We start from the raw sequence: 14,499 nt of genomic DNA, 5'->3' as shown, positions 1-14,499 counted from the left end.
AAACCATGATTAACCTGGCGACCACTTTGGATCAGGATATTGTTACCGAGGCTCCGTCACTGCAACAGACGGCACTGGAAGTGCGCGGGCTTAATCTGTTCTACGGTGCCAAGCAGGCCTTGTTTGATGTCAACATGAATATCAGCAAAGGGCAGGTCACTGCGTTTATCGGTCCGTCCGGCTGTGGCAAGTCTACCCTGCTGCGTTGTATTAACCGCATGAACGATCTGGTGGAAACCTGCCGCATAGAAGGTGAAATTCTGCTGCATAACCAGAATATCTACGGCAAGGAAGTGGATGTGGCGGCGTTGCGCCGGCAAGTTGGCATGGTGTTTCAGCGTCCCAATCCCTTTCCTAAATCCATTTATGAAAACGTGGTTTACGGCCTTCGGCTGCAGGGCATTAATGATCGCCGCCGGCTGGATGAGGCGGTGGAGCGTTCACTGCGCGGGGCTGCCCTGTGGGATGAAGTAAAGGACCGGCTGCACGACAATGCCTTTGGCCTGTCCGGCGGTCAGCAGCAGCGTCTGGTGATTGCCCGGGCCATTGCTATCGAGCCGGAAGTACTGTTGCTCGATGAGCCCACCTCGGCGCTGGACCCCATTTCCACCCTGGTGATTGAAGAGCTGATCAACACCCTAAAATCTCAATACACTGTGGTGATTGTGACCCATAACATGCAGCAGGCGGCGCGGGTGTCGGATCAGACCGCCTTTATGTATATGGGGGAACTGATTGAGTACGCCGATACCAACACCCTGTTTACCACCCCCAGCAAGAAAAAGACCGAAGACTATATTACCGGTCGATATGGCTAAGGAGCCCGCAATGGATAAGCTGAATCTTAATAAACATATTTCAGGCCAGTTTAATACCGAGCTGGAAGGGGTGCTCAATCAGGTGCTGGTGATGGGCGGGCTGGTAGAGCAGCAGCTGACCGATGCCATTACTGCCATTCATGAGCAGAACATGACCACAGCCCGGCAGATTGTGGCCAACGATCACAAGGTTAATGCGCTGGAAGTGCAGATTGATGAAGAGTGCACCCGCATTATTGCCAAGCGCCAGCCGGCAGCCTCGGATCTTCGTCTGGTGCTGGCCATTATCAAGACCATTACCGATCTGGAGCGTATCGGTGATGTGGCCAAACGCATCGGCATGATGCTGCTCGACAATGCCAATAAAAAGCAGCCGCCGCTGGTGTCCATGGAGAACATGGGCCGGCGTACCGTGCGCATGCTGCACGAGTCGCTTGATGCCTTCGCCCGCATGGATGTGGAGGCGGCCATCGAAGTGCACAAGGAAGATGACAAGGTAGACAGAGAATACGAGTCGATTATTCGCGAGCTGATGACCTTTATGATGGAAGATCCACGTTCCATTCCTCATGTGCTTAATGTGCTCTGGTGCGCCCGCTCCCTGGAACGGGTAGGAGACAGAGTCCAGCACATCTGCGAATACATCATTTATTTCGTGAAGGGAAAAGATGTGCGCCACATCAGTGATGAAGATATTCACAGCATGCTGGACTGAGCAGAACGGTTTTACAACAACGCGCCTCGGCGCGTTTTTTTGTATGCAGACGCGACCAAAGCGCCAAACTGATCCCCGATCCTTGATGGATCCTGAATCAAAGGTTAAAATTCCAGCGCTTTGACCATATGTTTGAATTATAAGTAATAAATTTTTGGTAATAATCTTTTATTCACAAATTGTGAAGATCCTGTGACTATATAAAACAATTCGACTTTGCCTCTTTCCTCCTTCGCAGGTAAACTATCGCTCCCATGCGATTAGGGTTAGTGATCGGTCGAACACTACTGACAACTAGAATAGAAGAAGCAACTATGACGGAACGTACTCACCTCGGCACTTTGCAAGTCGCTACCGTTCTACATGATCTGGTAGTTAATGAAATCATTCCCGGTACCGGCGTTGAGCCCGCCGCGTTCTGGAGTGGCATGGAACAGATTGTTAACGATCTGGCCCCTAAAAACCGCGCTCTGCTGGAAAAGCGCGATGCACTGCAGAAGCAGATTGACGAATGGCACCATGCCAATGCTGGCAAGCCCCACGATGCCGCGGCCTACAAACAATTCCTGACCGACATCGGCTATCTGGTGCCGGAGGTGGAAGACTACAAAATTACCACCACCAACGTAGATGCTGAACTGGCGACACTGGCCGGCCCGCAGCTGGTGGTTCCGGTCAATAATGCCCGTTATTGCCTGAACGCCGCCAACGCCCGTTGGGGCAGCCTGTATGATGCTCTGTATGGCAGCGATGCCATTGCCGAGACGGATGGCGCTGAAAAAACCAAGTCACTGAACCCGCGTCGTGCCGAGAAGGTAATCGCCTGGGGTCGTAATCTGCTGGATCAGGCCGCTCCCCTGGCTGCCGGCAGCCATGCCGATGCCACTGCTTATGCCGTTGTTAACGGTCAGCTGCAGATCACGCTGGAAAACGGTGATATCACTACTCTGGCCGATGCCGACAAGTTCGCCGGTTATAAGGGTGACACTGTTGCACCTGCTTCGGTACTGCTGCGTAACAACGGTCTGCACATTGAGCTGCAGTTCGATGCTGCCAACCCGGTTGCCAAACTCGACAAGGCCGGCATCAAGGATCTGATCGTTGAAGCGGCCCTGTCCACCATCATGGACTGCGAAGATTCCGTAGCGGCGGTGGATGCCGAAGACAAAGTCGGCGTATACCGCAACTGGCTGGGCCTGATGAAAGGCACCCTGACCCAGAAAATTCAGAAGGGCGATAAAGAAATCATTCGTGCCCTGAATCCGGATCGCGAATATCTGAATCCGCAGGGTGAAGCCTTTACTCTGCACGGCCGCAGCCTGCTGTTTGTCCGTAACGTGGGTCACCTGATGACCAACGAAGCCGTTCTGGACAAAGACGGTAACGAAGTTCCGGAAGGCATCATCGACGGTCTGGTAACCTGTCTGATCGCCATTCACGACCTCAAGGGCAACGGCCAGTTCCGTAATTCCCGTACCGGCAGTGTATATATCGTTAAGCCCAAGATGCACGGTCCTGAAGAAGTGGCCTTTGCTGTTGAACTGTTCGGCCGCATCGAAAAAGTACTGGGTCTGGCGGAGAGCACGCTGAAAGTCGGTATCATGGATGAAGAGCGTCGTACCAGCGCCAACCTGAAGTCTGCTATTTATGAAGCCCGTGACCGTGTTGTATTTATCAACACCGGTTTCCTGGATCGTACCGGCGATGAAATCCACACCAGCATGGAAGCCGGCGCCGTAGTACGCAAGGGCAACATGCGTAAACAGGCGTGGATCAATGCTTACGAAAACAACAACGTAGACGTGGGTCTGGCTGCCGGTCTGCAGGGCAAAGCCCAGATCGGTAAAGGCATGTGGGCGATTCCCGATAACATGGCCACCATGCTGGAAACCAAAATCGTTCACCCGCTGGCCGGTGCCAACACTGCATGGGTTCCGTCTCCGACTGCCGCCGTGCTGCATGCCACTCACTACCATCAGGTAAATGTGAAAGAGCGTCAGGACGAGCTGAAGTCGCGCAAGCCTGCCAAGCTGGATGATCTGCTGACCATTCCGCTGCTGACCAAGGCTGATCGTGATGCCCTGACTGCAGATGAGATCAAGAATGAGCTGGACAACAACGCTCAGGGTATCCTGGGTTACGTGGTTCGCTGGATCGACCAGGGTGTTGGCTGCTCCAAGGTGCCCGACATCAACAACGTGGGCCTGATGGAAGACCGCGCTACCCTGCGTATTTCTGCTCAGCACATTGCCAACTGGCTGCGCCACGGCATTCTGACTGAAGAGCAGGTCATGGAGTCCATGAAGCGCATGGCCGCCATCGTAGACGAGCAGAACGCCGGTGATCCTTTGTATCGCAACATGGCTCCCGACTTTGACGGCATTGCCTTCCAGGCAGCCTGTGCTCTGGTGTTCGAGGGTACCACTCAGCCCAGCGGTTACACTGAACCGCTGCTGCACGCCTACCGTCGCAAGCTGAAAGCTCAGGGTTAAGCCCGGCTTTTGCTTAACGAAAAACCCCCGGCCTCAGGCCGGGGGTTTTTGTTTGTGGGCGGTGTCGCCTGTATGTACAGAAAAAGTCGGCCAAACGGCCGGCTTCCCGACACGTTTCGAGTACCTCCCTGTAGCGTCCGGCCAATGCCATCCTGGTCGTGAACCTGCTCCTTTTGCCCTCCTTTCAGCATTCATTCCGGTGAAGAGACAAGAACAGTGATCTGTCGCGGGTTTTGAATGAATGAGGCTTGTTCAGCTCCGCGGCTTGCTGCCAATCTGAGCAATATTCATTTTTTATTCAGAGTGTTGCCATCATGATAAGACGTCTGGTTATCTCGCTGTCGTCGCTTATTTTCAGTGTATTTCTGCTGATGGGGGGGAATACCTTTGTGATGACCCTGCTGGGCGTTAACCTGGGGCTCAGGCAGGTGGAGCCGACGCTTATCGGCAGCATTATGGTGTGCTATTCGGTGGGCTTTGTGCTGGGTTCACTGTATGGCCCCAGAATGATCAAGCGGGTAGGGCATATTCGTGCCTTTGCGGTGTTCAGTGCTGTGTTGGCCAGCTCTACTCTGATTTTTCCGCTTACCGACAGCATTATTATCTGGGCGCTGCTGCGTGCGCTGAGCGGCATTGCCGTGGCCGGCAGTTTTGTGGTGATTGAAAGCTGGTTCAGTGCCGTGGCTACCAGTGATAACCGGGCTACCCTGTTTTTCGCTTACCAAATTTGTGCTTACATGGCGGCCACCGCCGGTCAGCTGCTGATTGGCTTTATCGATCCCGCCGCCTTTGTGCCTTTTACGCTCGGGGCCATTTTGCTGACCGCCGCTCTGGTGCCACTGTCACTGACGCGCATGGAAGCACCTACGGTAGAGCACAGTGAGCGTATCAGTTTGAAGGCCATAGTGCGCAGTGCGCCGGTAGGCCTGCTGGCGGCCCTGTGCAGTGGTGTGCTGATCAGCAGTTTTTATGCCATGGCACCGGTTTATGCCATTCAGGTGGGGCTGCCGGTGGATCAGTTGTCTTATTTTATGGCTGCGTCCATTTTTACTTTTATTCTGTTTGCCTGGCCTTTGGGGCGCTTGTGTGACCGGCTGGATCGCGGCCGCATCATGCTGGCCATCAATCTGGTGATAGCCCTGAGTGCGGCCGGCGTGATTATTGCCGGTGGTTATCATCTGGGCATTCTGATTGGTTTCTCAGCTCTCTATATGGGGATGGTGGCTTCCATCTACCCGGTGGCGGTGGCCATTACCAATGACCGTATGGAAGCTGAGCATATTGTGGCTGCCAGCACCACCCTGCTGCTGAGTTATGGGCTTGGCAGCTCCCTGGGGCCGCTGTTCAGCTCCGCCATGATGAGCTGGCTCGGCCCTCAGGGGCTTTATATCGGTTGTGCCGGTGTGGCGCTGTTGCTGGGTACTTACACCTGGTGGTGGCAGCGGCGTACTCCTGAATTACCGGTGGAAGAGCAAGCGGCTTATATTGCTACGCCGGTAGACACTGCCGGGGTGATCACCGAGCTGGATCCCCGGAATGAAGAATTTGTGGACTTGCCCATGGAGGAGGTGTTTCCGGATCTGGAAGAGGAAGCCATTGCCGAGGCCAGTGCTGGTCAGATGGAGCTGGAGCTGACTGTACCTGAGGCCGAAAAAGCGGAGCAGATACCGGCCTGATGCGCACGGGTTGGCCTTTCATGCAGAAATGGGGTAGTGTCATTAAACCGTCACTGACCGGCGGTATTCTGAGTCTGGTTTCAATCAGCGAGGACAAGTCCATGGATAGTGTGCCGCTTATGAAGGCTGTCTCGACCCCGCCCGCCTGTATTTGGTCGGCGGATGACTGTTACCCTGCCAGAGTGCTGCACTGGTTGCAGCAACAAGCCGGACAGGCAGAGGTTATTCCGATTGTTACCGAGCCTGAGCCTGATCTGGAAGTTGTGTGAATTTTGTTCCCCCGGCCAGCCACTGGCCGGGGTTTTTCCTTTTTCGGGCCTGTATCACTGCCTTCACCATTCCCCTTGCTTTCAATCCTCGTTAGACTTGGCATTGTTTTAAATACTGAGCCTTGAGCCAAGCAGGAAGCAAACAGCCATGATTCGACTCGCCATTAATGGTTACGGCCGTATCGGCCGCAGTGTGTTGCGCGCTTTTTATGAGCGTGGACTTGATCAACACATGAAAATTGTGGCCATTAACGAGCTGGCTGAACCTGAAGCCATGGCGCATCTTACCCGTTATGACTCCAGCCATGGTCGTTTTGGTCAGGAAGTAACGCTGGATGGTCACCATCTGCGTATTGGTGACGATCTTATTCGCTTGTGTCACGAGCCAGAAGCAAACAAGTTGCCCTGGAGCGAGCTTGGCGTAGATCTGGTGCTCGATTGCACCGGTGTGCTGTCAAGCCGTGCTGATGCCGGCCTGCACATGGCCGCGGGAGCGGGGCGGGTGTTGTTTTCCCACCCGGCCGACAGCGATGTGGATGCCACCATAGTGTATGGGGTTAACCATCAGCAGCTGACCGGTGATGAAACCATTGTTTCCAACGCGTCATGCACTACCAACTGCGTGGTACCGGTGATCGAGACCCTGCATCGAGTATTTACCATCAAGTGTGGCAATATCACCACCATTCATTCCGCCATGAACGATCAGCAGGTGATTGACGCTTATCACAGCGATCTGCGCCGGACCCGTGCAGCGAGTCAGTCCATTATTCCGGTAGATACCAAGCTGGCTAAAGGGGTTGAGCGCATTTTGCCACATTTTGCCGGCAAGTTTGAGGCTATCTCCGTGCGTGTTCCTACCATTAACGTGACCGCCATGGATCTGAGTATTATTGTGGAAAAGCATGCGTCAGTAGCAGAGGTGAACCGGGTACTGAAAGACGCCGCCGCCGGACCACTGCGAGGTATTCTTGATTACACCGAAGCGCCGCTGGTGTCGGTAGACTTTAATCACGATCCCCATTCTTCCATTATTGACGGCACCCAGACGCGGGTCAGTGATGCCAACCTGATTAAAATGCTGATGTGGTGTGATAACGAATGGGGCTTTGCCAACCGCATGCTGGACACCAGTCTGGCCTGGCTGGCCGCGGGAAAATAAATCCATAACACAACCGTACTGCCAATTTAGAGGACGTAATATGTCTGTCATCAAAATGAATGAACTCAGCCTGTCCGGCAAGCGGGTACTGATCCGTGCTGACCTGAACGTGCCGGTAAAAAACGGCAAAGTCGGCTCAGATGCCCGTATTCTCGCTTCTCTTCCCACGATTGAAGCAGCCCTGGCCAAGGGCGCCAAGGTGATGGTGACGTCGCATCTGGGACGCCCCACTGAAGGTGAGTTTGCCGACGAGTTCTCTCTGCAACCGGTGGTGGACTATCTGGCTGGCAAACTGTCTGTGCCGGTGCGTCTGGCCAGTGATTACCTGAATGGCCTCGATATTGCTGAGGGCGAGCTGGTGGTACTGGAAAATGTGCGCTTTAACAAAGGCGAGAAAAAAGACGATGAGACCCTGTCGCGCCAGTATGCTGCGCTCTGTGATGTCTTTGTGATGGATGCGTTTGGAACAGCACATCGTGCCCAGGCTTCTACTCATGGTGTTGCCAAATACGCCCCCGTGGCCTGTGCCGGTCCGCTGCTGTCTGCCGAGCTGGAGGCCCTGGCCAAGGCCATGGATAAGCCCGCCCGGCCCATGGTGGCCATAGTAGGCGGCTCCAAGGTATCTACCAAACTGACCGTACTGGAGTCATTGTCCAAGGTGGCCGATCAGCTGGTAGTGGGAGGCGGTATTGCCAATACCTTTATTGCGGCGGCCGGCCATGATGTGGGTAAATCACTCTATGAGCCCGACTTGCTCGATACCGCCAGAAAGCTGGCAGCCGAATGTGCCATTCCTCTGGCCACTGATGTTGTGGTGGGCACCGAGTTTTCCGAGCAGGCCGATGCTGCTGTCAAGCCGGTTAACGAAGTGGAAGCCGACGATATGATTTTTGATCTTGGCCCCGACTCTGCCGACGCCCTGGCCAGGATCCTGAAAGAAGCCAAAACCATTCTGTGGAACGGCCCGGTGGGTGTGTTTGAGTTTGATCAGTTTGCTCACGGCACCGAAGTCGTGGCCAACGCCATTGCCGAGAGCGATGCCTTTTCCATTGCCGGTGGCGGCGATACTCTGGCGGCCATCGACAAGTTTGGGATCAAGGACAAGGTATCTTACATTTCCACCGGTGGCGGTGCTTTTCTTGAGTTTGTAGAAGGCAAGACTCTGCCGGCGGTGGCTATTCTGGAGCAACGTGCTCAGGGCTAACTCTTATTTACTACTGCGGCTGGTTACTCCGGCCGTAAGCAAGCTTACAGGAGCAAGATAATGTCTCAGAAGATTTCCGATGTGGTCAAGCCGGGTGTAGTCAGCGGCGATGACATGCAGAAGATTTTTGAAATCGCCAAGGCCGGTAAATTTGCCCTGCCGGCGGTTAACGTTGTGGGTACCGATTCGGTTAACGCTGTCATTGAAGCTGCAGCCAAGGTTCAATCACCGGTGATTGTGCAGTTCTCCAATGGCGGTGCCGCCTACTTCGCCGGTAAGGGGCTTAAGATGGAAGGCCATCAGGCTGCCATTCTGGGTGCCATTTCCGGTGCCCGTCATGTGCATGCGGTCGCTGAAGCCTATGGTGTGCCGGTGATACTGCACACTGACCACGCCGCCAAAAAACTGCTGCCCTGGATTGACGGCCTGCTTGACGCCGGCGAAAAACACTTTGCCGAAACCGGCAAGCCGCTGTTCAGCTCTCATATGATTGATCTCTCTGAAGAGAGCCTGGAAGAAAATATCGAGATCTGTGCTCAGTACCTGGCGCGTATGAGCAAGATTGGCATGACCCTGGAAATTGAGCTGGGCTGCACCGGTGGTGAAGAAGACGGCGTTGATAATACCGGCATGGACAGCTCTTTGCTGTACACCCAGCCGGAAGACGTGGCTTATGCCTATGAGAAGCTGAGTGCCATCAGTGACAAGTTCACCATTGCCGCGTCTTTTGGCAACGTGCACGGTGTGTACAAGCCCGGTAACGTCAAGCTGACCCCGAAAATTCTGGATAACTCCCAGAAGTTCGTCTCGGAAAAGTTTGGCCTGGCACCCAAGTCTCTGAACTTCGTGTTCCATGGCGGCTCCGGCTCTTCTGCGGAAGAGATTAAGGAATCCATCGAGTACGGTGTGATCAAGATGAACATCGACACCGATACTCAGTGGGCCACCTGGGCCGGCGTGATGAATTACTACAAGGAAAAGGAAGCCTATTTGCAGGGGCAGATAGGCAATCCGGACGGCGACGACAAGCCCAACAAAAAGTATTACGACCCCCGTGTCTGGCTGCGTGAAGGTCAGCTCAGCATGATCGCCCGCCTTGAGCAGGCGTTCCGTGAGCTGAATGCCGTTAACGTGCTGTAAGGCTTTACCTGCAAAAAAATACCGGCCATCTGGCCGGTATTTTTTTCGGTGTGTGGGCTGGCTTTTCATATTCCGGCCCTGAGCCGGAATTCAGAATGCCGGATCAAGACCCGGCATGACGGGCGTTTACCCTTCCAGCTCGCCGCAAAAACGGTAGCCTTCGCCGTGAATAGTGGCGATGATTTCAGGAGTGTCGGGCACCGACTCAAAATGCTTGCGAATGCGGCGAATGGTGACGTCCACGGTGCGATCGTGAGGCTTGAGCTCACGGCCGGTCATTTTCTTCAGCAGCTCGGCACGGCTCTGGATCTGGCCCGGATGCTCACAGAAATGCACCATGGCACGAAATTCACTGCGCGGCAGCTTGAACACTTCACCGTTGGGGCTGAGTAATGCACGGCTGTTGATGTCCAGAGTCCAGCCGTTGAAGCGATAGGCTTCTACCTGCTTGTCATCTTCCTGAGCATCGGGAGCCTGCATGGTACGACCCAGCAGATTACGGGCACGAATGGTCAGCTCGCGAGGGTTAAAGGGCTTGGTAATGTAGTCGTCGGCGCCGATTTCAAGGCCCAGGATCTTGTCGACTTCGTTATCACGACCAGTGAGGAACATCAGCGCCAGATTGTGTTGCTCGCGAAGCTCACGGGCCAGCAGCAGACCGTTCTTGCCGGGCAGGTTGATGTCCATAATGACCAGGTTCACCTTATGGCTGGACAGGGCTTTGTACATCTCTTCGCCATCGGTGGCTTCCAGTACAGCGTAGCCTTCTGCCTCAAAAATGCCTTTAAGGGTATTGCGGGTGACCAGTTCGTCTTCAACGATAAGAATGTGTGGAGTCTGCATGAGCTTACCTGTTCTCTGAATGTAAAAATACTGTCATCGGCACTGTGATAGCAGCGAAGGCTGAGTTGTCCGTTTTTTGTGTAACAAACTTACGATATCAAGCGAAAACGGCCCGCCTGGACCACAGTGCAGTTATTATTTTTTATATGCATCCCATGCAGTTGCTGCGTCATACCCAACAGATTAGAAAACGGGAAGAACAGAGGTCCTTTTAATAGTTTGATGTTATTTTAACAGTTAACAGGGGCATAACAACAGTTTGCGGCGGATATTGTTAAATTGTTTTATGGCCTGGTTTGATCCAGGTCAAGCATCAATTTAACAAAACTGCTGTTTTTTTAGCGAACTGTTACACTCTGCAGCCCGGGGCTCAGGTCTGAGCCTGTATTGATAACGGAGGACACATGCTCGATTTGTTGCCGGATCTGTGTGATGAACATGCAGATAAAGTAAAAGTGTTGGATCCCATCTTCCGCGATTTTGGTGCCAGTCCGCTGTTCTGGGGGCAGGCGGTCACGGTACGTTGCTATGAAGACAACTCCCGGGTCAGGGAGCTGGTTGCTCAGCCCGGGACCGGTAAGGTATTGGTCGTGGACGGTGGCGGCCTGCTGCGTTGCGCGTTGATGGGCGATATGCTGGCTGAAAAAGCGCTGGAAAATGGCTGGGAAGGCATTGTTATTCATGGTGCCATTCGCGATGCCGGCACGCTTGGGGGACTTTCTCTGGGGATCAAGGCGCTGGCGGCCTGCCCTGTCCGCTCCGAGAAGCGCGGCGAAGGTGTGGTAGACGTGCCGGTCACTTTTGCAGGTGTCACCATTCAGCCGGGTGACTACGTTTACTCCGATCTTAACGGTGTTCTGATTTCCCGCGAACCCCTGGGCCATCCACAGCTTTGATGTTTGTGTGAGGAGTGAGGAGATCACCTCACTCCTCACCATCCTTATATTTAAACCGCTGCCGCCGGCGGTAAGGAAATATATCTGCTACTCGTCCCTGCTCAATGTTGCGTTGCAACTGTCGCCAGTACTGTGCGCTGAATAACTCCATATGCTGTTCGTTAAAGGCAGCACGAATACGGGGGTTATAGAGCAGAAAGGTTTTAAACTCCTCCGGGAATACATCACTGGGTCCTACCGAGTACCAGGGCTCAGGACTGAGCTGATCCTGAAGATGGTCGGTTCTGGGAATGTCGCGAAAATGACATTCTGTCATATAGGCGATTTCATCATAGTCATAGAAAATTACCCGGCCATGACGGGTAACACCAAAGTTCTTGAACAGCATGTCACCGGGAAAGATATTGGCCGCTGCCAGCTGCTTGAGTGCATTGGCGTATTCTTCAAGCGCATCACTCAGTTGCTCTCCTTCCGCCTGATCCAGATAGAGGTTAAGAGGCGTCATGCGCCGCTCGGTATACAGATGATGAATGATTAACCGGTCATCTTTAATGGTTAATAACGAAGGGACCTCCCTTTGCAGCTCATCAAGCAGCTCGGGGCTGATGCGGTTAAGGGGCAATTCAAAGTTGGTAAACTCCATGGTGTCGGCCATTCGGCCCACTCTGTCATGCTGTTTTACCAGCCGGTATTTTGCCTTGACAGTATCACGATCTACGGTTTTGGGTGGTGTGAAGTGATCTTTAATGATTTTGAATACCACGTCAAAGGAGGGCAGGGTAAAGACGCACATCACCATGCCTTTTATACCTCTGGCAGGGACAAAGTTATCTTTTGAATGCTGCAGGTGCTGCAGAAAGTCCCGGTAGAAAATGGTTTTTCCGTGCTTCTGCCAGCCGATGGCGTTGTAAATTTCATAGTCGGACTTATTGGGCAGCAGAGGGCGCAGAAACTGTACCAGCAGTGAAGGTCCGGGGCACCAGACCATAAAGTAGGCCCGGGCAAATCCAAACAGAATGGACGCATCATCATGACTGAGCAGCAGGGTATCCAGGAGCAGGCCGCCGTCACCATGTATCAGCGGAATAATAAAAGGCAAAGGCCCTTCAGGCCGCTCCAGGCGGCCAATCAGATAAGCTCCCTTGTTGCGGTAAAACAGAGTATTAATCACGGTCAGTTCAAGAGATGCGTCTGCCAGTCCTTGTTCGGCCAGCTTTTGTTCAGCCTGGGCCAGACCCTGTTCAAGCTGAATAAAAGGCCTGTCCAGCTTCAGGCGGGCAAGCAAGGCTCGCAAGGTATGCGCTATTTCTCCCGGTGCCATGGTATAGCGCCAGGTGCATGATGAAAGATCCTGCTCGCCGGGCTGAGGCACAAAGGGATGGATATAAAGATTTTCGGCACGAATGCTGCGATGACGGGTAGATCGCCGGTATACCGAGTTGTAGAAAGACTCGGCCATATCCGGATTAGGGTGGCCGATCAGCAAGTCATTGAAAGACTGTTTGAGGGCTTTCAGCTCATGGTGGCGCAGCGGACCCCGGTTATAGTCGAGGACGGCACGCACCGTATTATTCACATATTCATCATACAGCCAGATGCGCCGGCGTGAGGCCAGTTGCACGCCACTCCAGTCCTGAGCTTCAAAGCGGCTTTTTGCACCTTGTGTGATCACCAGAAAATAGCGGTGAAACGCATCAAATCCGCGCATCACAATATGCGCCATTTCTCCCGTACGACTGTTCATTACACCGTTGCTCCTCATTAAGTCCGGAGCATATGTTAATAACATCAACGAAAGGAAAGCGAAGGGGGAGTGAGCGTTTTGTGGTCTGCCGCAAGCTGCCACCAAAGCAGCAAAGCAAATTTGTGAAGCAGGACGAAGCAGGCTTGCTTCGTCCTGTTTGAGTATTACTTCAGCTCGTCAGTCAGTTTAACCGCGCGGCCGATATAGTTTGCGGGAGTCAGTTGCTTGAGTTCATCCTTAACGGACTCGGGCAGTTCCAGGGTGTCGATAAAGGCGCGCATGCCGGCACCGTCTACCCGCTTGCCACGGGTCAGCTCTTTCAGCTTCTCGTAGGGCTTTTCAATACCGTAGCGGCGCATGACGGTCTGCACCGGCTCGGCCAGCACTTCCCAGTTCTGATCCAGATCGGCGGCCAGCGCGTCCGGGTTGGCTTCCAGCTTGCTGATACCCTTCAGGGTGGCCTGATAGGCAATCAATGAGTAGCCTACGGCCACACCCAGGTTGCGCAGCACGGTACTGTCGGTCAGGTCGCGCTGCCAGCGGGACACCGGCAGCTTGGCAGCCAGGTGGTTGAAGATGGCATTGGCCAGCCCCAGGTTGCCCTCGGAGTTTTCAAAATCGATGGGGTTGACCTTGTGGGGCATGGTGCTGGAGCCGATTTCGCCGGCCACGGTTTTCTGCTTGAAGTAACCCACAGAGATATAACCCCATACGTCCCGGTCAAAGTCGAGCAGTATGGTATTGAAACGGGCGACCGCATCAAACAGCTCGGCAATGTAGTCGTGGGGTTCAATCTGGGTGGTGTAGGGGTTCCAGGTCAGACCCAGACCAGTCACGTACTTTTCAGAAAAAGCGTGCCAGTCCACTTCCGGATAGGCGGAGATATGCGCGTTATAGTTACCCACGGCACCGTTGATCTTGGCCAGCAGTTCAATACTCTTGATTTGCTTGAGCTGGCGCTCCAGGCGGTAGGCCACGTTGGCCATTTCCTTACCCAGAGTGGTGGGGGAGGCGGGCTGACCATGTGTGCGGCTCAGCATGGGCAGATCGCGATACAAAGCGGCGAGGCGCTTCACTTCATCCACCAGCTGCTGGCAATAAGGCACTACCACATCATCGCGGCCGGCTCTCAGCATCAGGGCATGGGCGTTGTTGTTGATGTCTTCACTGGTGCAGGCAAAGTGAATAAACTCGCTCACCGCAGCCAGCTCGGGCAGGGTTTCTACTTTTTCCTTCAGAAAGTATTCCACGGCTTTTACGTCGTGGTTGGTGGTGCGCTCAATGTCCTTGATGCGCTGACCGTCAGCTTCATTGAAGTTGGCCACGATGGCGTCAAGCAGGGCGTTGGCTTCATCAGAGAAGGCGGGCACTTCGGCAATGGCCGGCTCGGCCGCCAGCGCCTGCAGCCAGCGCACTTCCACTTCCACGCGAAAACGCAACAGACCAAATTCGGAAAAAATGGCGCGCAGCGCCTCGGTTTTGCTGCCGTAACGGCCATCGACCGGGGAAATGGCCGTTAATGCTGACAATTCCATCAACT

The 14,499-nt window shown here is 54.0% G+C and carries 12 protein-coding genes; 9 read left to right on the top strand and 3 right to left on the bottom strand.

The window, feature by feature from the left end:
* Nucleotides 1-5: 5 nt before the first annotated feature.
* The 8 genes from pstB to fbaA all read left to right on the top strand — a co-directional run bounded on the left by pstB (nucleotide 6) and on the right by fbaA (nucleotide 9,476).
* Nucleotides 6-818 (top strand): phosphate ABC transporter ATP-binding protein PstB, encoded by an 813-nt coding sequence (gene pstB / locus G364_RS0105955; RefSeq protein WP_019934239.1) that lies wholly within the window; start codon nucleotides 6-8, stop codon nucleotides 816-818.
* Nucleotides 819-828: 10 nt separating this feature from the next.
* The gene (phoU, locus tag G364_RS0105950) at nucleotides 829-1,533 is read left to right on the top strand and encodes a phosphate signaling complex protein PhoU (protein ID WP_019934238.1); all 705 of its coding nucleotides are present in this window, start codon (nucleotides 829-831) and stop codon (nucleotides 1,531-1,533) included.
* A 314-nt stretch (nucleotides 1,534-1,847) separates the two neighbouring features.
* Nucleotides 1,848-4,025: a malate synthase G gene (locus tag G364_RS0105945; RefSeq protein WP_026344727.1), complete on the top strand. Its 2,178-nt coding sequence runs from the start codon at nucleotides 1,848-1,850 to the stop codon at nucleotides 4,023-4,025.
* 314 nt (nucleotides 4,026-4,339) lie between these two features.
* Nucleotides 4,340-5,701: an MFS transporter gene (locus tag G364_RS0105940; protein ID WP_051089264.1), complete on the top strand. Its 1,362-nt coding sequence runs from the start codon at nucleotides 4,340-4,342 to the stop codon at nucleotides 5,699-5,701.
* A gap of 20 nt (nucleotides 5,702-5,721) precedes the next feature.
* The gene (locus tag G364_RS0105935; RefSeq protein WP_156816457.1) at nucleotides 5,722-5,970 is read left to right on the top strand and encodes a hypothetical protein; all 249 of its coding nucleotides are present in this window, start codon (nucleotides 5,722-5,724) and stop codon (nucleotides 5,968-5,970) included.
* Nucleotides 5,971-6,118: 148 nt separating this feature from the next.
* On the top strand, nucleotides 6,119-7,132 hold the full coding sequence (gene epd, locus G364_RS0105930) for an erythrose-4-phosphate dehydrogenase (protein WP_019934234.1): 1,014 nt from the start codon (nucleotides 6,119-6,121) through the stop codon (nucleotides 7,130-7,132).
* Between the two features lie 40 nt (nucleotides 7,133-7,172).
* Nucleotides 7,173-8,336: a phosphoglycerate kinase gene (locus G364_RS0105925; protein ID WP_019934233.1), complete on the top strand. Its 1,164-nt coding sequence runs from the start codon at nucleotides 7,173-7,175 to the stop codon at nucleotides 8,334-8,336.
* A gap of 60 nt (nucleotides 8,337-8,396) precedes the next feature.
* Complete coding sequence (gene fbaA, locus G364_RS0105920) at nucleotides 8,397-9,476, top strand: class II fructose-bisphosphate aldolase (RefSeq protein WP_019934232.1); 1,080 nt, start codon at nucleotides 8,397-8,399, stop codon at nucleotides 9,474-9,476.
* A 126-nt stretch (nucleotides 9,477-9,602) separates the two neighbouring features.
* On the opposite strand, the gene arcA is transcribed toward fbaA, so the two are convergent.
* On the bottom strand, nucleotides 9,603-10,319 hold the full coding sequence (arcA, locus tag G364_RS0105915) for a two-component system response regulator ArcA (RefSeq protein ID WP_019934231.1): 717 nt from the start codon (nucleotides 10,317-10,319) through the stop codon (nucleotides 9,603-9,605).
* 404 nt (nucleotides 10,320-10,723) lie between these two features.
* On the opposite strand from arcA, the gene G364_RS0105910 reads away from it, so the two are divergent.
* Complete coding sequence (locus tag G364_RS0105910) at nucleotides 10,724-11,215, top strand: putative 4-hydroxy-4-methyl-2-oxoglutarate aldolase (RefSeq protein WP_019934230.1); 492 nt, start codon at nucleotides 10,724-10,726, stop codon at nucleotides 11,213-11,215.
* Nucleotides 11,216-11,243: 28 nt separating this feature from the next.
* Here G364_RS0105910 and aceK read toward each other — a convergent pair whose 3' ends face one another.
* On the bottom strand, nucleotides 11,244-12,959 hold the full coding sequence (aceK, locus tag G364_RS0105905) for a bifunctional isocitrate dehydrogenase kinase/phosphatase (protein WP_026344726.1): 1,716 nt from the start codon (nucleotides 12,957-12,959) through the stop codon (nucleotides 11,244-11,246).
* 164 nt (nucleotides 12,960-13,123) lie between these two features.
* Nucleotides 13,124-14,494, bottom strand: coding sequence for an adenylosuccinate lyase (purB, locus tag G364_RS0105900; RefSeq protein WP_019934228.1), 1,371 nt, complete (start codon nucleotides 14,492-14,494; stop codon nucleotides 13,124-13,126).
* Nucleotides 14,495-14,499: the final 5 nt, after the last annotated feature.

It is taken from the genome of Oceanimonas smirnovii ATCC BAA-899, from assembly GCF_000381965.1.
GTDB lineage: Bacteria > Pseudomonadota > Gammaproteobacteria > Enterobacterales > Aeromonadaceae > Oceanimonas > Oceanimonas smirnovii.
The sequence above is the reverse complement of the archived record's forward strand: the minus strand, read 5'-3'. Positions and strand labels throughout refer to the sequence as shown.